17 protein-coding genes are annotated in these 19,177 nt (G+C 59.1%); 7 read left to right on the forward strand and 10 right to left on the reverse strand.

Annotated elements, in window-relative coordinates; translation table 11 throughout:
* Positions 1-25: 25 nt before the first annotated feature.
* Genes CX511_RS16495 through CX511_RS16510 form a run of 4 tightly spaced genes read right to left on the reverse strand, consistent with a single transcriptional unit; the run spans position 26 to position 7,535 of the window.
* A complete protein-coding gene (locus CX511_RS16495; RefSeq protein ID WP_231353319.1) occupies positions 26-1,213 on the reverse strand; it encodes a DUF6708 domain-containing protein in 1,188 nt (395 codons plus the stop codon).
* Positions 1,206-4,655 carry a toxin VasX gene (locus CX511_RS16500; protein ID WP_220639154.1) on the reverse strand — a complete coding sequence of 1,150 codons (3,450 nt, stop codon included), beginning with the start codon at positions 4,653-4,655 and terminating at the stop codon, positions 1,206-1,208. Before CX511_RS16500 ends, CX511_RS16495 begins: the two co-directional genes overlap by 8 nt.
* A complete protein-coding gene (locus CX511_RS16505; protein WP_045190612.1) occupies positions 4,652-5,524 on the reverse strand; it encodes a DUF4123 domain-containing protein in 873 nt (290 codons plus the stop codon). The genes CX511_RS16500 and CX511_RS16505 overlap by 4 nt, the downstream gene beginning before the upstream one ends.
* Positions 5,517-7,535 (reverse strand): type VI secretion system Vgr family protein, encoded by a 2,019-nt coding sequence (locus tag CX511_RS16510; protein WP_220639155.1) that lies wholly within the window; start codon positions 7,533-7,535, stop codon positions 5,517-5,519. The genes CX511_RS16505 and CX511_RS16510 overlap by 8 nt, the downstream gene beginning before the upstream one ends.
* A 265-nt stretch (positions 7,536-7,800) precedes the next feature.
* Between CX511_RS16510 and CX511_RS16515 the strand changes: the two genes are divergently transcribed.
* Positions 7,801-8,883: a helix-turn-helix domain-containing protein gene (locus CX511_RS16515; protein WP_045188234.1), complete on the forward strand. Its 1,083-nt coding sequence runs from the start codon at positions 7,801-7,803 to the stop codon at positions 8,881-8,883.
* A gap of 30 nt (positions 8,884-8,913) precedes the next feature.
* A complete protein-coding gene (locus CX511_RS16520) occupies positions 8,914-9,612 on the forward strand; it encodes a YoaK family protein (RefSeq protein WP_045188236.1) in 699 nt (232 codons plus the stop codon).
* Between the two features lie 3 nt (positions 9,613-9,615).
* On the opposite strand, the gene CX511_RS16525 is transcribed toward CX511_RS16520, so the two are convergent.
* Genes CX511_RS16525 through CX511_RS16540 form a run of 4 tightly spaced genes read right to left on the reverse strand, consistent with a single transcriptional unit; the run spans position 9,616 to position 12,453 of the window.
* On the reverse strand, positions 9,616-9,966 hold the full coding sequence (locus CX511_RS16525) for a hypothetical protein (RefSeq protein WP_101292181.1): 351 nt from the start codon (positions 9,964-9,966) through the stop codon (positions 9,616-9,618).
* A gap of 60 nt (positions 9,967-10,026) precedes the next feature.
* A complete protein-coding gene (locus CX511_RS16530) occupies positions 10,027-10,848 on the reverse strand; it encodes a methyltransferase domain-containing protein (protein ID WP_045188240.1) in 822 nt (273 codons plus the stop codon).
* Between the two features lie 22 nt (positions 10,849-10,870).
* A complete protein-coding gene (locus tag CX511_RS16535) occupies positions 10,871-11,236 on the reverse strand; it encodes a DUF1641 domain-containing protein (RefSeq protein WP_045188242.1) in 366 nt (121 codons plus the stop codon).
* A gap of 26 nt (positions 11,237-11,262) precedes the next feature.
* Complete coding sequence (locus tag CX511_RS16540; RefSeq protein WP_045188244.1) at positions 11,263-12,453, reverse strand: NAD(P)/FAD-dependent oxidoreductase; 1,191 nt, start codon at positions 12,451-12,453, stop codon at positions 11,263-11,265.
* A 111-nt stretch (positions 12,454-12,564) separates the two neighbouring features.
* Here CX511_RS16540 and CX511_RS16545 point away from each other — a divergent pair, with 111 nt between their 5' ends.
* Together CX511_RS16545 and CX511_RS16550 are read left to right on the forward strand one after the other, a co-directional pair.
* Positions 12,565-13,218, forward strand: a complete 654-nt coding sequence (locus CX511_RS16545; RefSeq protein WP_101292180.1) for an SOS response-associated peptidase — start codon at positions 12,565-12,567, stop codon at positions 13,216-13,218.
* 119 nt (positions 13,219-13,337) lie between these two features.
* Positions 13,338-15,167: an SLC13 family permease gene (locus CX511_RS16550; protein ID WP_101292179.1), complete on the forward strand. Its 1,830-nt coding sequence runs from the start codon at positions 13,338-13,340 to the stop codon at positions 15,165-15,167.
* Here the strand turns inward: CX511_RS16550 and CX511_RS16555 are convergent.
* Together CX511_RS16555 and CX511_RS16560 are read right to left on the reverse strand one after the other, a co-directional pair.
* Positions 15,139-15,846 carry a DUF3313 domain-containing protein gene (locus CX511_RS16555; RefSeq protein ID WP_045188250.1) on the reverse strand — a complete coding sequence of 236 codons (708 nt, stop codon included), beginning with the start codon at positions 15,844-15,846 and terminating at the stop codon, positions 15,139-15,141. The genes CX511_RS16550 and CX511_RS16555 overlap by 29 nt on opposite strands.
* Positions 15,839-16,162 (reverse strand): hypothetical protein, encoded by a 324-nt coding sequence (locus CX511_RS16560; protein ID WP_045188252.1) that lies wholly within the window; start codon positions 16,160-16,162, stop codon positions 15,839-15,841. The genes CX511_RS16555 and CX511_RS16560 overlap by 8 nt, the downstream gene beginning before the upstream one ends.
* 164 nt (positions 16,163-16,326) lie before the next feature.
* Here CX511_RS16560 and CX511_RS16565 point away from each other — a divergent pair, with 164 nt between their 5' ends.
* The 3 genes from CX511_RS16565 to CX511_RS16575 all read left to right on the forward strand — a co-directional run bounded on the left by CX511_RS16565 (position 16,327) and on the right by CX511_RS16575 (position 19,127).
* A complete protein-coding gene (locus CX511_RS16565) occupies positions 16,327-17,037 on the forward strand; it encodes a response regulator (RefSeq protein WP_045188254.1) in 711 nt (236 codons plus the stop codon).
* Positions 17,034-18,374 carry an ATP-binding protein gene (locus tag CX511_RS16570; RefSeq protein WP_045188256.1) on the forward strand — a complete coding sequence of 447 codons (1,341 nt, stop codon included), beginning with the start codon at positions 17,034-17,036 and terminating at the stop codon, positions 18,372-18,374. Before CX511_RS16565 ends, CX511_RS16570 begins: the two co-directional genes overlap by 4 nt.
* 504 nt (positions 18,375-18,878) lie before the next feature.
* Positions 18,879-19,127, forward strand: coding sequence for a hypothetical protein (locus CX511_RS16575; protein WP_177409673.1), 249 nt, complete (start codon positions 18,879-18,881; stop codon positions 19,125-19,127).
* Positions 19,128-19,177: the final 50 nt, after the last annotated feature.

Genomic DNA, 19,177 nt, shown 5'->3' on the forward strand with positions numbered 1-19,177 from the left:
CACCACCCCGCCCCTTGACGTGCCATCAATGTAAGCCCGCCGCCTTGCATGCCTCGACAAAGGTTAAGCCTTTTTTGTCCATCGCCTCTTTGACGACCTTATTGGCTTTCACCAAGGCTGCGCTTGGCTTTGCCCACTGCTCCGGTGGCAGCGGCTGTGACCATGCCTGCACGGATTCCGGCAATGTCGGACGCCCTTTTCGATGGCCCCATTCGGCAAGCAGGTAAGGCATTTTCCAGAACACCAGCACTCGGCGGATGTACCAGAATCGCAAGGGCCATCGGGATCGCTTGGAATAGCCATAACGCTCCCGCTCCTCGGCTGTTAAATGCTCTCCACCATCATCTAGAGAGCCCAGCGCGCGAGCGTCTTCGCGTTCGACTTCGAAAGTGTGCAACCCTTCGTAGGGCTTGAGCCGATCTTCGCTCGGGGTCAAACCCGCTAAGGCCATTAGCGGGCTCGGTGTATCCACCAATTGCCCGTCTTCCATGTAATTACGGATCGACGTCCACATTCCCAGTGAATGGGCGTCGCTAGGCTGCGGCAGCAGCAGAAACTGCACGGTGTCTTGTTCCTCATCCTCCAGGCCCATGCCCAAGGTGTACTGGCGAGTCGCGCCATAGCTGGTGACGCCCTGGGTATTGGCCACCCAGGCGACCACACTTTCCCAAGGAACGATCAGGACCCGATGGGTTTTGGAGTCGACGTAGCAGACTTCGCGGCGTTGGCGGTTGAAGCGTACGGGGTAGGTTTTGGCGGCCTCGTAGACGCTAGAGATCATTCCGTATACGTAGGCGCCGAATGGGAGAATGCCTAAAAGCGTATATCCAGAAAATACCTGGACGGCCATTGCTAGATCTTTAAATGGTGTAGGAAAGTTCTCAGGGTAGAAAACTACTCCATAGGTGATGATAAGAACAGGTGCAATAAATGCAGAAAACAACAGCATCCAGATCCCTGCGGCTAGTATCTTCCCTTGCTCTACCATTCCCCGGTTACTACCACCCAACTCCAGATAGGTATCGTTCATCTGCGAAAAGTTGCGACGAGATGATTGGGACTGACCTGTGTATACGGGCAAGGGCGACAGAAACAGGGTTTCGTTCAATCCCTTGCCCCGGATTTCACCGGCACTGGGGCGCTGACTGCGAATGTCTGGTGCAGGTTCGGTGGCAACGGCTTTTTCTTGGCGTTTGAACAGTTTGCTAAACATCGACAGTCGCCAAGTCGTCTCTGATGAACAGCCTGAAAGGGGCCTTGCCTGTTCCGGGGGGCATGCTCTCTACCGAGTCGAGTCGATAGGTACCCTTGGCCATGATGGTCACACCATAAGAGCGGGTGATGTACAGGTTACGCAGGACAAAAGTGGTTTGGTGGAGTACATCGCGTTCAGCGTCCAATTGGTAGGCGATGGTGAAGGCCAGGGCGAAATCTGAGGTTTGCTCGCAATCATTGATCGGCAAATGCAGCGTCAGTGCTTGTTGCCCTTCACTGACGACGATGAAACGCGTGGCCCATATGGCGGTGCGTTCTTTCCAGCTTGCTGGCGGCAGGTTGCGCCTGTACGGCTGGTGTACGTAGTTATCACGGACCTGTTCGTAGGCTTGTAGCTGTAACTTGCGCTGGTCCATTTCCTGAGTGCTGATGCCAGGCAGCACCAGTTTCAAGTAGGTTTGTTTTTCATCGCGGATCAGTTCACAGGTTGGCTTTTGCACGACCCTCGCCAGTTCACTCCACTCGTCTTGCAGGGTGCGGTGCCTGGATTTGTTGCCCCAAGTACTGGTTTCCATCCACGCTTGCAGATCATACAGATTGAAGTAGTTGTATAACCCCTCACCCACCAATTGCAGGGCAGTGGCGACCAGGCCTATCAGATTGGCACGCGCACCGATGGCCAAAAGCCGTGGACTAGCCTCTGCCCAGGCCAAAGCGCGCAGTTCGGTCGGTGTTTTCAAAATGTTCTTGATGATGGAGCCTGTGTGCTTGGCGGCCCAGGTGTTGGTACCAGCCAATATCCCATCGCCGGTAATCTGCACAGTGGCAGCACCCAGCCCCTTGTAATCGCCTTTAGCCAAGGCTCTGCCCCATTGCAGTGAGTGTTTGCCCAAGTCGATTGATGCAGCAATGCCGCCAAAACCGAATGCACCAAGTCCAGAAGTCCCACTCCAGCGCCCCAAGCGGCTCATGGTATTGAGCTTGCCAGCAGCACTTTCCATCTGCTCGATATGCGCTTGAAAAAGCGTAACGGACAGTCCTTGTACTGCCGAAAATCCTGCAGCCGACATGCCTAAGAAAGATTCCCCTGCCGCGCCAAAGTCAGCTAATGAGCGATCAGGTTTTACCAGTACGCTCATCGCCTCAATAAACTTCAGCCCCTGAATCACAAACAACGCCAACGCAATCCCGTCGCCTTTCGACTTCACCGTTCCCAATAGCGGCTTGTTAAAGGTTCCAGTAGCCCGGAAGTCCCGTGCGGTCCTGGTCATCTCTGCACGCAACTGCGGATCCAGGCCATCGATTACCGTGCCAATTTGTGCCGGGCTGTCGCCACCGACGGTCAAGGCCCCTGCAAGCCGCTCTTCTAAAGGCATCAAGGCAGCTTTCAGCAGGACAATGCGCTGGTTATAGGCCGCTTCGCTGCCAGCCATGGCGAAACCTGTGGACTGGCGTATCAGTTCGCGGTTGCGCAGCTTGTAGATTTCCTTGAGCTGGCTACGCAGGTTCATCGAATGCTCACGGGCCTGATTGAACTCCGTGAGTTCTGCCACTGATGCAGCACGTAACGTCAGGCCCTGACGTGAGAATTCACGGAGCAGCTGCAGCCTTGCCGACGACCCGATGTGGCGAATGTAGTCATTGGGGTCAATGTTGCGGCCTAGCTTGAAGGTTTCGTGAGCCCTTTCCAGTTGATCCGCAATCTTTAGCTGTCGGGCCGGGATGTAAGCTTCATCCAACATGCTCTGCAAACCCATGAACTGAGTATTCAGTTTGGTGTAATTGGGCAGGCGTTTAATCATCAAGCTGTGAAATTGATTGCTCAATACATTGACGTTATTGGTGCTTTGCGCAGCATCAAGCACCTTGATGGTGAAGCTGCTCAAGTCCGCCAGTTTTTTTGCAATGTCGATTTGCTCTGCCAGGCTCAAGGTGTCGAGCCCAGGCACCACCGTCAACAGGTCGGACTCCAGGTAAGCAGCCAGTTTTTTCGCAGCGTTTCGATCTGCGCACATCGCCGCCACACAAACGAATTCGGTTTCCAGACGGTGCTTGATCTGTGCATCGAGTGTGAAATCGTAGTACCAGGCTGCGCGGTGGAACAGGCCGGCGGTGAACAGGTTGAGGCGATCGTCGCGTAGGGTTTGCAGGCGGGCATGCCAGTGACTCAGCAGGTTTTGCTGCGCCAGGACAAAGGCTTCCATTTCTGCCCGCTTGACCAGGTCGTCGATGCCGCGCTGGCCAATGTCCTTGCCGTACAGCGCGTGCCAACTCTCCAGGCTGAGCGTGTTGAGGGCATCCTGATGTTTTTGATAGAGCGCAGCTCCCAGCGCGTCTTTCATGTCGATAAAGGCACGGGCATAGACATTGTCCTCGGCCGCTTGTCGCCAGTGCTGTTCGCTACCGAAGATGCCCGGTGCCGGATGTTCGTGCCGGACCGTTAGAAACTCAAAGATTCTCGATTGCTGTTGCTTTGTGGTGTCATCTTTCAGCGCGCGAATGGCCGAATCGGTTTCGCTCTGCGCCACCAAGCGTGCGGTATTGACGGTGTACAAGGACTGGATGTAAGTACCACTGAGGTATTGGGCCTGGCGCGTGTCGTCAGCACTCCACTGATCGATCCAGTCGGCCACTTTCAGTTGGGCGGCGGCCAGGTCGCGCATCACGCCAATGTCGTCGCGCAGCACCAGAAACAGGTAATCGTCCTGGTAAGCACCGAGTACTTTACTGGTCAGTGCTTCAATTTCCGTGTCCTGGAACAACGGCTGCTCTTCCCAGTGGTAGGGCTGTGTCTCCTCAGGGTTGGCGCCGTCGGGAAAGGCTTTGGACGCTGGCCGTTGGCTGGCGCCTGTCGCGTCGGGCGGCTGGGCGTTTTCCGCCACTTCCGCCAGCCATTTGTTTGCCTGTGGCTTGCTCAACAGGTTGGCACCGCCGCGCAGCGGGCAGGCACTCTGCAGGTCGACCCGCTGCATCAAGCGTTGGCGTTCGTCCCTGGACGTGAGCACTTGCGCGCATTTGAAGGCCGTCCACTGAATTTCGCAGTAGCAGGCATACAAGGTGTGATTACGCTTGAACACCAAATGTGGTTCGCCGACAGCACTGGTGCGTGTGTCACTGGCAACCTCCTGACTGTTCCAGAGCAACTTGCTGATCTGGCCTTTTTCAATGCTGTACTCATGCAGATAACCGCTGGTGTCGTCGATGATGTACAGATATCCATCACGCAACAGGCGGATGCCCAACGGCTGGCTCTGTAGTTTGAATGGCATGGACAGCTCAGCGGCAGGATCGAGGTGCTCGACCAAGCCGTAGCGCAGCGGCAGCAACTGCACTTTCGTATTCATCAATGGACACACCCCGAGAGGAGCACGTGCGTCCTTGATGCTTTTGGCCATGGCGGCAGTATTGGCGCTGATCTTGGGGGGGTGTTGAACAGTCACAGCAGGCGTCCTTGTCGGTCAGCGGCCCAGTGTTCGGCCAGTTCGGCAGCACGCCGCACACGGGTCAATGGGGCATCTGGCGTCGATTCCGTCAGCAGTTGAACGATGTCTGGGTGGTCAGCCAGCGGCCGCCCGCCCAGGTAGCCGAAAACATTCGCGTACAGGGTGATTTCCTGTGGGCTGGCAAAGCCTAGTTGATAGGCGTCGCCCGCTAATGTCTGCACATACTGACGACGCTCAGGCGGTGCAACAGTCGCCATGAAATCCGGGAAGTACTGTTGCAGGTGCTCACACACGCTGGAGACAGTGTTGCGAAACTCGACGTCCCCCAACGCGGTAAGCTCCTGATCGCTCAATCGATAGGACGCCGGCTCAGCACTGGCTTGCGGTGTTCGCGCGTGTTGCCGCCAGGTGGCGTCCACGCCATCCGGCAAGCAAACATGCGTGACAGGGCCAAACCAGCGGGCACTGCCGTCTTGCACCGCGATACCGAACAGTTGATGCATCACCGCTGGGTCGGCAATGCGCGGCATCACCTCCACGCCTTGTGCCTGTTCAACACTGAGCAAGTGGCGCCAATGCTCACAAAGCCGATGGACATCGGCATCACTGAACAGCAAATAGCCCCACTCGAGGGCGGCGTGTTCCTGAAAATGCGCCAGCAGCGGATCATCGCGGCCTGTGAGCGGAACCAAACAGGGTGAGATGTCTGACAGTTCATGCCAGCGTGTATTCAGGTACAGGCTGTAGGGCGGATTGCCCCAGGGGTGCAGACGTTGCAGCAGATCCGGCATGCTGACACCGTCCAGCAGCAAGTACGCAGGTGTCATCCAGGGCAACTCTTGCGGCAGTGGCGGTAACTCACGCATCGGCTTGCCCCGCTTGTAGTTTCGCCGCTTCGCACACCGCACAGATTGGCTTTTTGGCCATCAAGGCCACGCGCTGCGTCTGGGGTAGCAAAGGCGCTTGAAGCGCCGCCAGTTCAGTTGGCAGCGCTTGTTTGGCCGCAACGCCGGCTACCGGCGCCCCACCGAGTAGAATTTCGCTACTGCTGAAAATACCACCGGGGCCGATGACGATGTGCTGGCCGCCACCTTTCAAGGTGATGCTGGCCCCCGCATCGAGGATCACCTGCACGCCTGTCTTGAGGTGCACTTGCTGACCCGCTTCAACTGCCAGCGTTTGTCCGATCCGGGTATGGCTGCTGCTGGCGACCTGCAAGTAGTCGTTGGCCTTGAGTTCGACCTTGCGGTCCGCGCTCACGGTGCGCTGGTCTTCAGCTTCCAGCACTGCAATGCTGTTGCCCTTGATGGTTTCCCGGCGCTCGTTACCGACTTCCAGGCGGCTGTCATTCTCGATCTTTTGCTCCAGGTCGCGCTGGGCACGCAGGTAGATCAACTCCTGGCCTTTGCGGTCCTCTATCGACAGTTCGTTGTAGCCACCGCTGTCAGGCGAGCTACGGCTGCGCAGCACGGTCTTGGTTTTGTTCGCGGGCAACGGGTAAGGCTGCGGGGTGAGCTTGTTGGGCACGCAACCGGTAATCAACGGCTGGTCGGGATCACCTTCCAGGTAGGTGACCAGCACTTCCATGCCGATGCGCGGGAGGGTCACCGCGCCAAAACCCTGTCCAGCCCAGCTGGACGCTACCCGTAGCCAGCAACTGCTCTTGTCGCTGTTCAGTTCGGTACGGTCCCAGTGGAACTCGACTTTGACCCGCCCGTATTCATCGCAGTAGATGTCTTCCCCGGCCGGCCCGGTAACCCGGGCGGTCTGGCTGACCAGCACGGCGTTGCGGGTGACCAGCGGTGGCCGGTAGAACACGTCCCAGGGAATGGCGCTGAAGCTGTTGCGATAGCCTTGGCTGAAGCCGCCTTCGGGTTGGCTGTCGCTGCGGACTGACTCCTCAAGCACCTGCGGCTGTTTACCTTCATGGGTGACGCTGAGCAAGAGCCACAAGTCGTTGCTGTCTTTACGCGGGTGCTCGGTCAGGTCGAAGAAGTGGCCGCTGCGCAGAAATGGTTGGTCGCTTTGACCTTCGGCCAACTGGTAGTCACAGCGGTGCCGCTCCAGGGCCTGGCGGGCGCGTTGTCTGCCAAGGCTCTCGGTGTCCATCGACAACGGGTAGCGGTAGTCCTCAAGCTCCGGGCTGAACTCGGCGGTGAACTGGCTCTCCAGCAGCAGGCTTGGCCGCTGGAAGTCATAGCCGCGGCGCGTGACCGTGCTGGTGCGGGTGCTGAAGCGCCGGGAGAACTGGCTGATGACCGGGTGGTCCGCCACCAGACCACTGCCTTGCTGATACGGCGTGGCGCCAAGCTTGGGGAAAAACGTCTGGTCGTCGGTGAACACCAGCCGATGGCCGTCCGGGCTGTGCTGGTGGTGCCAGGCAATCCCGTCCTCACTGCACAGCCGCAGGATCAGCTCGTAGTCGCTTTCAAAATATTGAGTGCAGTATTCACGTTCAGGGCTGGTGCGGACATGAAAGACAAAAGCATCGGCCTGAATGCCATGGCCCTTGAGCACCTGGGCAACGATCTGCGGCACCGTCAGTTGCTGGAAAATCCGCTGGTTGTAGCTGAATTGCAAGTAGTGCAGTGCGGGCACCAAGGTCAGCTGATAGCGGGTCAGGCGTCTGCCGGATTCGCCGACCAGAACATCTTCGATATGCCCGTGAATCCCTTCACCCTGCAAGCCAAAGCGCAGGAACGCCGGCTGACCGAGCAGGCTTTCCAGATCGAAATCAGGGTACTCGCTGACCAGCTCGACGCTGATCGCATACAAGCAACTAATGGCTTCAGTACCGCTGAAAGCCAGCACTTTGAAGTCGTTGCGAACCGTGGGGATCAGTAACTCGAAATGCACGCTATGGGCCGGCGCGAACATACGTTTGTCCTTAAACGGGTGAGACAAAAACACGATACCCAAGCCATATCCTGCTTGAGCTGGCGTAAACACCCGGAAAAGTTACCAAGCGCGGCAAAGAAATGATGTCAGACGCTTCCTAAAATGCATCTGTACTTTCTGGCTGTCAGTTGAGGGGGCACTCAAGCCACAAGCAGGCTTGCCCAGCGCCTGGCTTTACCGTTAACCAAAAGTTGACAGCTTAGGTATACTGACAGGCTCTTGGCCCCGATCAGGACACCTGCCCATGTTGGAAAACAGTTTCGCCTTCCGCCTCAAGGAACTGCTCGAGCATCACAAGCTGACCCTGCAAGCCGTGGGCACGGCCTTGGGCATCTCGCGCACGGCGGTGCACAAATGGACCCGTGGCGGCGAAATCGACTACGACAACCTGCGCAAGCTGGCCGACTTTCTCAAGGTCAACTGGATCTGGCTGCGCTATGGCGAAGAGGCCCTGGAGAACGTCCAGCAGCATCAGGTGGTCGAGCTGCCGATGACCGACCTGCGCCGCCGCTACACCGCCGAGATCATGGAAAGCGAAACACGCATGAAGCTGGCCCAGGAAGGCGCGCGCATCGTCACCTGGGAATGGAACCTGATCAGCGACGAGGTCACCTACTCGCCCAACGTCGAGCAGGTCTACGGCTGGCCAGTCACTCGCAATGAAGATTTCTGGGCGCACCTGCCCGAGGAAGACATCAACCACATGCAGCAGCTGTACGCTCAGGCAGTGGCTGACGGCACCGGCTGTGAGTGTGATTTCCGCATTACCCGCCCCGACGGCGAGCAGCGCTGGATTTCCTCCCGGGCCACGGTGGTACGCGACAGCGTCGGCCGCTCGGTGAAGATGGTCGGCATCAGCATGGACAACACGCAGCGCATGGTCGCTGAAGCCGAGTTGCGCAACAGTGAAGAGCGCTTTCGCACCATCTTCGAACTGGCCTGGGGCGCTCTGGCGTACATTGATCCCAATGGCGCGTGGCAGCGGGTCAACCGCAGCCTCTGCGACCTGCTCGGTTACCGCGCCGAAGAGCTCTACGCCATGACCTTCCAGCAACTGACCCACCCTGACGATCTACCCGCCAACCTGCAATTGCTGCAGCGCATGCTGGCGGGCGAGATCGACCGCTATGAGGTTGAAAAGCGCGTGCGTCACAAGGATGGCCGCTATATCTGGGTACGCGCGCGCACCTCGCTGCAACGCCGGGAAGACGGTGAGCCGGAACACCTGATCAGTGTGTTCGAAGACATCGCGGCCGAACGTTGCGAACACGAACGCCTCGAAGCGCACATCGCCGGGCTCGAAGCCAGGTTGGCGCAAAAGGCCTGAGTCACCCCTCGTTGATCGGGAGCGTACTGAATGCTGCCAGGTTCTTCCTTTCTATCAGCCCGGTCGTTGCGGGTAGCCCGGTTGCGCGGCAAGGTCGGCTTGTATTTTGTCGCCGCCCTGTCGGTTCTGGCCGGGATGACCGATGCCATCGGCTTTATGGCCACCGGTGATTTTGTCTCGTTCATGAGCGGCAATACTACGCGCCTGGCGGTATCGTTGGGGGCAGGTGACGTCGAGTTGGTGTTGCGCATTGGCCTGGTGTTACTGGCCTTTGTGCTCGGCAATGCCCTGGGTGTAGTGATTGCCCGCCTGACCGGACGCCGGCCATGGCCGCTGCTGTCGCTTATCGCTGCCCTGCTGGCACTGGCCGGTTTGCTCCCACTCGCCTGGCAATTGCCCGCACTGGTCGCTGCGGTCATCGCCATGGGCATGATCAATGCGGTGGTCGAGGAAGTGAACGGCATGCCGATCGGCCTGACCTACGTCACTGGGGCGCTGTCGCGTTTTGGCCGCGGGCTTGGCCGGACGTTGCTGGGTGAACGTCGGCACGGCTGGCGGGTGCAACTGATTCCCTGGACCGGGATGTTCGTTGGCGCCATTGCCGGGGTATTGCTGGAGCAAGCCTTCGATCTGGCCGCGCTGCTGTTCAGCGCCCTGCTCGCTGCCGCGCTGGGGCTGATCTCGTTGAAGATCCCCCGGCGCTGGCAACTGGGCTACATGCCCCGCTAGCCGTTACAGGCAGGTGGCCAGGGCCGCCATGCGCCGCAGGGCGACGCTGTCGTCCTTTTGCGCGTAATAGCTGACTGTGCTGCTTACACCTTGCGGCTGGATATCCGCGAAGGATTCCGCCTCACGGGTGTAAACCGTAAAGCCACCCTGCTTGCCCGGTTCCAGGTAGCCACTGGCATCGACGCCAAATACCGCTTCATCCTGCCAGCCGAACTGGATGCACTGGGCAACACGGTCAGCCGGTTTGCTCGACGTAAAATGCTTGGTCGGCGCCTTGGTGCGTGCTGCTTCCATGGCCGAAGAGGCACACCCGGCCAACAGTGCTGCAGCGACCATCACCATTACTACCCGCATGACACACCCTCGTCGGAAAAAAGCCGACTGTATCATTGCCGGGCCGCCAACACCCGCGCCTCACACGGTGGCGATGATAAAGATGCGCTTGAACGGAAACAGGGTGCGACCGTCCTCCTCCGGTGGGTAGTGGTTGTGCAACAGCTTCAGGTACTTGCCAAGGAACAGCTCTCGCTCGCCATCGTCCAGGGCGCTGAGCACCGGACGCAGGGCCGAAACCTTGACCCAGTCGAAGATCGGCGAATTGCCTTCGACCACCTGCAGATGCTCGGTTTCCCAGATATCCAGCTCGCGGGTCAGGGGTGCCAGCAGACGGTAATAGCTGTCCAGCGACAGCACATTGCGCGACGCCATGAATTTGCGCAGCGCCAACGTGCCCAGCGGCTGACCACTCGGCCCGGGTTCGCTCAAGGCGCGCAGCATCAACTGATACCAAGGTGCGTCACACCAGTTAGGCATGTGTACGGCCAGGCAACCACCCACCTGCAGTTGTGCCAGCAAGCGTGGCAACAGGCGCTCATGGTCTTCGATAAAGTGCAGTACGGCGGCGGCAAACAGCAGATTGGCCGGCTTTTGCGCCTGCCACTGGCTGACATCGACATTCAGCCAGTTGACCTTGATCGGCAACGCCAGGGCTTGTTCAAGCATCTCAACCGAGCTGTCGATACCGAACAGCTCGGCCCGAGGCCAACGCTCGGCCAGCAGCCGCGTGGCGATGCCCGTGCCGCAGCCCAGGTCGTAGATGCACTCGGGTGTCTGCTCCGGCAGGTGCTCGAGCAGTTCGAGCACTGGCCGCTCACGCAGCCGGGCAAATTGCAGATAACTCTCAGGGTCCCAGGCGCCGTTACCGCCAGACGCACGGGTGCGGGGTTTGGTAAGCATGGTTGCAGTCCTTTGCAAACAATCATTCCTGACGGCCAATGGCATTCAATACCCTGAGCATCAGGGCCATACCACGACGGGTGTGTGGCGCTCGCAGCAGCGACAGCAGGCCATATAAATTGGGGGGCTCGATTTCCTTGCGAGTCTGCGCCTTGGCCAGGCGGATGGCATTGCCAAGGTTCCAGGACAGCGCGGTGGCTTGCTCGAACTGCACCGACAGTTTCTCAACCATCGCCGCATCGAGCAGATCAACCAGGTCAGATAGCAGCGACGCCAGGTCGACCAGGTTGTCCAGGCGTCCGCCCTCGAGCAAGGGTTGGAGTTTATCCAACAAGGCCTCTAAGCCCGGATTTCCGCCCTGCACGGCGAGTGTATCAGTCACTTCCATGTCTACTTGTTCCTCTCAACGTCGGGTCACAGCATGCCGCGGGCCACGGCCCAGTACAGGCCACGGTTGAATCCATTTCTGAGCAGGCCACCCAGCTTGGTTGGCGGCGTCGGCAGCACGTCGTGACGGTAGTCATAGATCAATGGCATACCGGCGTTCAAGCCCATTTGCGCAGTGGCCTGGACTTTGCCGTCATACACCGCCACGGTGGTGCCCAAGCGAATTTCGCCAGCAATGTTGTCCGCTATCACCGGTGCCTGATTGTGGCAGGCACCGCCGGCCTTGCTGACCGGCAGATCGACCGTGTCGCCAATCACATACACCCCTTGCAGGCCATACACCTGCAAGGTTTCATGGTTGGTTGGCAGCCACCCTTCGTTGTTCGCCGCCTGCGATGCACCACTTTCCAGCACCGCGTCCACCGCCCGAATCGGTGGCGTGGCCATGAGAATGTCGTAGGGCTGCGCAGCGCCTTCTTCTGAGTAGGCGATGCGCTGCTCGGGGTCGACCTTACCCAGGGTAAATCCGCGCTGAAACTTGATGTTCTTCTGGGCAAAGAGGTTCGGCAGAACTTCGCCAGTGGGCCGCTGCAGGAACAAACAGTTGCGCAGCAGCTGTGCGGTGGTTGGGTAGGTGTAGATGATCTCGACCTTGTCGCGCACCCCACGCCGGCGCAGATAGTCGTCAAGCATCAGTGTGGTTTCCACCGGCGCAATACCGCACTGATGCGGCACATTGGGGGTTTGCGGAAAGGATACGGTGATGAAGATTCGCCCCCTCTCGATACTGGCCAGGCGCTGGGCCAATTGCCGTGCGGGTTCGTACTGGTAGAAGTGATCCCCGCCCTGCTGCAAACCTTCGATGCGTTCGGGGGCCGGTACGCAACCGGTGGCGATCACCAGAAAATCATAGCCAAAGCGCTTGCCGGACCGTGTGTGCAGGGTCTGCCCAGTGAAATCGAAACGGCTTACGTGCTCAACCTGAAAATCAATTTCCGGGCGCAGCAAGGACCGCTCAGGGCGTTTTAAGTCTTCCTGGAAGAACAGGTTGAACGCCACATACATGAACGCCGGCTTGTAGTAGTGATCCGGTGAATTTGACAGCAAGGTGATGCGCACCTGATCACGTAGAATCTCTGGATAGAGTTTGCTGACCAGTTGATTGGCGAGCATGGTGCCGCCAACACCACCGCCTACGATGAGAATATGCTTTGCCATAGATCCGCTTCCCTGCGAACAAAACCTTACAACATCAATGGCTATAGTTAAGGGAAGTTTCGCCCATAAGCCAATAACCCTTCGCTATATCCCTGATCGCGGGGCAACCCCATGTGTGGAAGACTGAGCCAGTACCACGGCATCCGCGACTTCGTCGACGCCCTGAGCATGCCCGGTGCCTGGGCCAACGAAATCGGCGAGCAGGCCTTGGCGCACTACAACGTCGCTCCGAGTACCCCTGTGGCAGTGTTCACGCCTCAACGGGCTCACTGGTTGCGCTGGGGCTGGCGCCCACACTGGGCCCGTGACCGGGCAGCGCCGATCAATGCACGGTTGGAAAAAGTCGCGCATTCGCCGTTTTTTCGGGCGATCTGGGGGCACCGATTGATCGTGCCGGTCGATGGCTGGTTTGAATGGGTCGACGAAGGTGAGGCAAAAAAGCAGCCCTTCTACATTCATCGTTGTGACGGTCTGCCGGTGTTCTGTGCCGGCATTGGTCAATGGGGTGTGGGCGACGACGATGGCTTTGTCATCATTACCGCTGACAGTGTTGGCGGCATGGTCGATGTCCATGATCGGCGACCGGTGGTGTTCTCACCCGCCCTGGCCAGGGCCTGGTTGAACCCCGAGGGTGAGAAAGCTGAGGCTGAACAGATGCTGCTTAATCTGTGTGAGCCGTCAGAGGCGTTCAGCTGGTTTCGGGTCAATAAGGCGGTGGGCAATGTGCGTAACCAGGGTAGTGAGTTGTTGCGGCCAGTAAGTTGATCGTGGGGCTAGTCTTGCTGGCGATGGCATCGGCGCGGTGGCAACAGCCCTGCATTAAATCAACAAACGGCAATACGCTTTCTGCCAGACTCTACGCCTTCAGATATCAGGAAGATTGCATGAACGACGAGTTGCTCTTGGTCCTTGGCCTGCTGTTTACCTGCGTGGCCCTGTTTATCGCCAACCGACCACGCATGGATGTGGTGGCGTTGCTGGTGATTGTCGCGCTGCCGCTGACCGGGATTCTCAGCGTCCAGGAAGCCCTGGCCGGTTTCAGCGACCCCAACGTGGTGCTGATTGCCGCGCTGTTTGTGATCGGTGAAGGGCTGGTGCGCACCGGTATTGCCTACCGCATTGGCGAGTGGATGGCTGATCGCGCCGGCAACAGCGAAGTGCGTTTGCTGGTGCTGTTGATGGTCTGCGTCGCCGGGCTAGGGTCGGTGATGAGCTCTACCGGGGTGGTCGCCATTTTCATTCCGGTGGTGCTGAGCATTGCCGCGCGCATGAAGGTCTCACCCAGCCGTTTGATGATGCCGCTGAGTTTCGCCGGTTTGATCAGTGGCATGCTCAGCCTGGTCGCCACACCGCCCAACGTGGTGGTGCACAGTGAACTGGTGCGCCACGGTGAAGCCGGTTTCAGCTTTTTCAGCTTTACCCCGTTCGGTCTGGTGATCCTGGTTCTGGGCATCGGCTATATGCTGCTGACCCGCCACTGGCTCAGTGGTGAAGTGCGCAAGGACGGTACTGCGCAAACCCGCCGTACCCTGCTCGACCTGATCATTGACTACAAGCTCGCCGGTCGTGAACGACGCTTGCGGGTGCGCCCCGGTTCCCCCTTGATTGGCCACAGCCTAAGTGATCTGAAGTTGCGCACGGTGCATGGCGCCAACGTAGTGGGCATCGAACGGCAGCACAAGTTCAGCACTCGGGTGATCAGTCCCGATTCCAGCACCACGGTGCACGAAGGTGACGTGTTGCTGCTCGATATGTTCGCCCCTCGCGACGACCTGCGCAGCCTGTGCCAGCGCATGAAGCTCGAACCGCTGCACTTCAAGGCGGCTTATTTCATCGATCAATCCCACGCCGTAGGCATGGCCGAAGTGGCGGTGGTGCCCGGCTCGCAGTTGATCGGCAAAAGTGTCCTGGACCTCAATTTTCGCAACCGTTGGGGCCTGAACGTGGTCGGCCTGCGCCGCGGTCAGAGCGCGATTGAGGAACAGTTGGTGGAAGAAAAGCTCAAGCTCGGCGACACTCTGTTGGTGATCGGACCGTGGAAGGCCGTGCGTCAGTTGCAAGCGCAGCCCAAGGATTTTCTGGTGTTGAGCTTGCCGGCCGAAGTCGACAACGTCGCACCGGCCTTGAACCAGGCACCCTATGCATTGATCAGCCTGGCGGTAATGGTCGGCCTGATGATCAGCGGTGTGGTGCCGAATGTAATCGCCGCGCTGATTGCCTGCCTGTTGATGGGGGCCGGGCGCTGCATCGACATGAACAGCGCCTACCGCGCGATCCACTGGCAGAGCCTGGTGCTGATCGTTGGCATGCTGCCGTTTGCCTTGGCCTTGCAGAAAACCGGCGGTATCGCCCTGGCAGTCAATGGCCTGGTGCAGGTGCTCGGCGACGCCGGGCCGTACATGATCCTCGCGTGCCTGTTCGCCATCACCGCGATCATCGGCCTGTTCATCTCCAACACGGCGACCGCAGTACTGATGGCCCCTGTGGCAATCAGTACCGCTGAACAGTTGGGCGCCTCGCCCTACCCCTTCGCCATGATTGTTGCTTTGGCGGCTTCTGCGGCGTTCATGACGCCGGTCTCCTCACCGGTAAACACCTTGGTGCTCGGTCCGGGTCAGTACCGCTTTGCCGACTTCGTTAAAGTCGGCGTACCGTTCACCTTGCTGGTGATGGTGGTCAGCGTGTTCATGGTGCCGTGGATATTTGCCCTGTAGTAGCACTGATCTTGTGTTGCTTGAGGTTATCGGCAGCCACGCGCCAGTCCTGGGCCCAGCCATCCAGTACCAACTTGAGATTCTCGGCGGTCATGACCTGCTCGTCGTTCTCCAGCGGCAGGCCGGTGCCTTTACGTACCACTTCGGCGACCACGGTGCGGCTGCCGCCATCGAGGAAGGCCGCTTCGGTGGCAATAACGCTGTCCAGATCGCGAATGCCGACAGCTGTGCTGACCCCAGCAGCCACCAAGGTCACCGGCAGGTACTCATAAAAGTGCAGTGACTGAGTGTGAGCCGCGACTGAGGTAATTGCCGGGCGAATGATCAGGGTGTTCGGACCAGGCTGTTCGACCAGGTTGAGGACCTTGCTCAGCTCACGCTTGAGCGCCGCATCGTAATAGGTGGTCACCGCCGTCAGCGTCGACGCCGGGATCTGCGCGCTGGCCTTGGGCGTTGGGTAGAACTGGCTTGGCGCGATGTATACCTGGGTGTAGCGGTCCATGTTCAACTTAGGACTGACCCAGCGCAACACCGAATCGCCCGAGGCGGTTTTCTGCTCACTCAACTGGTCGTAGTTGCGCAAGAAGCCGGAATATTCTTTGGGCGACACTCGGTTCTGGCTGCAGCCAACCATCAACAAGGACAGGCACAGTGCCGGTGCGAAGAGTTGTTTACGCATGACGGCTGCTCCCGTTCTGCTGGCGCACCGCCCTAGGGGCACTGCCGGAACGGTCGACGCTCAATTGGCCATTAGCCATGATCCAATGCACCAATTCGGCCAGTGGTACTTTATAGCTGTATTCCATCCATTGGCTGTTGTTGGGGCTGAAACGCTCGAAGTAATGACTCAAAATCATATGCGTAGCGTCGCTGCACAGCTCCAGGCGCGAATCCTGATAGCTGAGCAACGAATTGCGCCACAGATCCTGGGTGCGCAGATCGAGGGTCAGGGATTGGCTGCAGTCGAGGCCGTCTATTGGAGGTTGTGCCGGCATGGAAAATTCCCTTGGTTTGAACTGCCCTCAGGATGCCCCAGGGCTTTTGCTGGCAGATGTCCGCTTTGTGTCGGGCTTGCAGGATTATTGCGGGATTGAAATATATGACCAGCAGCGCAGAATGGTTTTAGATACGCACTTTTCATGCCCCACTGGACCCCAACGTGAGCAGACTGCTGATCGTCGATGACGATGTGGAAATTTGTGCCCTGCTGAAGAAATTCTTTGTCATGCATGGCTACGAGGTCGACCTGGCAGCCAACGGCACGGCAATGTGGGCGGCCATCGAGCAGCAGCGCCCGGACATCATCATTCTCGACCTGATGCTGCCCGGTGAAAGCGGCCTGAGCCTGTGTCAGAAACTGCGCAGCAGTACCGGTATCCCGATCATCATGCTCACCGCCATGGACGAGCTGAGCGACAGAATTGTCGGCCTGGAGCTGGGCGCCGATGATTACCTGGGCAAGCCCTTCGATGCCCGCGAACTGCTCGCCCGCCTGCGGGCCGTGCAGCGTCGCGCTGGCGAGCAGGTGCGCAGCCTGGGCGAAGAAACCCGTCCAGTGATCCGCTTCGACGATTGGCAATTGGATGTGACCCGCCGTGAACTGCGCACGCCGCAGGGGGTGATGGTGCCGCTCTCTGCCGGTGAATTTGATTTGTTACTGGTGTTTCTTGAACACCCGCAACGGATCCTCACCCGCGAGCAGCTGATTGATCTGGCCCGTGGTCAGGGTCATGAGGCCTACGACCGCAGCATCGATGTGCAGGTCAGCCGCCTGCGGCGCAAAATCGAACCGGACAGCAAGCGCCCGGCACTGATCCGCACCGTACGCAATGGCGGCTACCTGTTCGACGCCAAGGTCAGCCGCTCATGAGTCGCCTGGACCTGCGCCGCGACGGTATTAGTCGGCGCATTGCCCTGACCATCATTGCCGCGATGCTGATCTCGGTAGCGTTGAACATTTTGTTCGTGCAGTTGGCCGGGGTCTGGGCGCGACCGCCGTTAAGCCAGACCGGCCTGCTCGAGCAGATTGCCGTCACCACCCGTATGCTGGAGGCAGCCCCGGTGGAACAGCGCGAGCCACTGGCCCGTGCTGCGAGCAACCCCATGTTGCAGGTGCACTGGAGCGCGCAACGCGACGCCCTCGCCCTACCCGGCCGCGGCGAATCAATCGACGTCGATGCCGTGCCGGAGTTTCGTCTGTTACTGGCCAATCGTCCGCGCCATATGGAAGGCTTCCAGCCTGCCGACTGGCCCGAAGACAGCCCCGAGGCGCACTACAAACTGGTGATGCAATTGGCCGACGGCAGTTGGCTGGACTTCACCCCGCCGTACCGCAGTTGGGGCTTGAGTTCCGGTATGCGCTTTACCATTATCGGCGTGTTGGCACTGATCGCGGCGTTATTGGTGGCCTGGATCGGCACCCGGCAGCTGGCCGGTCCCCTGCAGCGATTCGCCCGCGCCGCGCGGCGTTTTGGCAGTGATCTGCGCGCTCCACCGATCCGCCCGGAAGGCCCCCATGAACTGCGCCAGGCGATCACCGCATTCAATACCATGCAGGCGCAGATCCAGCATTTCATTGCTGAGCGCACGCAAATGCTTGCCGCTATTTCCCACGACTTGCGTGCGCCGCTCACGCGTATGCGCCTGCGTGGCGAGTTCATCGAAGATGCCGAGCAACAGCGCAAGCTGTTTCGTGATGTCGATGAAATGCAGAGCATGATCAATTCGGCCCTGAGCTTCTTTCGCGACGAAACACGTCTGGAAACCACCACGCCCTTCGACCTGGCCGAGCTGCTGCAAACCTTGGTCGACGACTACCGCGACCAACAGATTGCTGTCGACTTCGAAGGACCTGCAAACGTCGTGTACCTCGGTCGACCGCTGGGCTTGAAGCGGGCAGTTACAAACCTGATAGACAATGCGGTCAAGTACGCCCACTCCCCAGCGATTCGCCTGAGTAGCAACGCCCACAGCCTGTTCATCGAGGTGCGTGATCAAGGTCCTGGGATCCCGGATTCGGCACTGGAAGAGGTGTTTGTGCCGTTCTTTCGCCTGGAGAGCTCGCGCAATCGCGACACCGGTGGTGTCGGTCTCGGCTTGCCGTCTGCACGCACGGCGATTCGCGAACAAGGCGGCGAGTTGACGCTGCGCAATCCGCCTGGCGGTGGCTTGTTGGCACGTATCGAGTTGCCGCGGGTCAATGACTGATCGCAATTACCGTTAATGCCCAGTTAACGGCAGACCTCTATTGTAGGGCTTCTTCCCTTCAGAACGTTGTTTTGGCCCACCTCGTGTGGGCCTTTTTTTTGGGTATTGGGATTGGGCGCTCATCCATTCGATGCGGCGACGTTGCTGGCCCCTTCCGGACCACGCGGCGTCCTGAAGTCGCAGTCTACGGCGCCTGAACTGGCGCGTATGAAGATCAAGAGCAGTGCAGTACCGAGCAGAGCAGAGCGAGGTGTTGCACTGCTCTTGTGGGAGCTGGTCTTGCCAGCGATGAAGACACCGCGCAGCAACTGACACGGCGTCGATACCATCGCCGGCAAGACCGGCTCCCACAATTCGTCAGCGAGCCTGCCCGCGATAGCGTCCGTTGTCAGGGGACAAGTCCTGTTCACCCTCTAAACACCCAGCACCCCAGGCGAAACAAAAAACCCAATTCATGGTCTGAGCCTGTACCCTCCCTACCGCTGTGCGGATCAAGGAACCACAGTGCTGAAACATCTGACCCGATTCGCCGTGATCGCCACGGTCCTGGCCACCTCCGGCTGCTACTACCACGACTACGACCGCGACGATCATCGCTGGGACCGCGACCATCGCTACTCCCGCGATTGGGACGACGACCGCGATGACCGCGACAACCACAAATACAACAAACGCTATCGCGACGACGATCGCTATCGCTACTACGACAATGACCGCCGTCGCGACCGGGATGATGACGACGATGACGATTGATCGTCATCCCCCCATCAACTGAGCCGTTCAAGCCGCGCTCGCCCCTTGCA

It is taken from the genome of Pseudomonas sp. S06B 330 (genome assembly GCF_002845275.2).
Taxonomy (GTDB): domain Bacteria; phylum Pseudomonadota; class Gammaproteobacteria; order Pseudomonadales; family Pseudomonadaceae; genus Aquipseudomonas.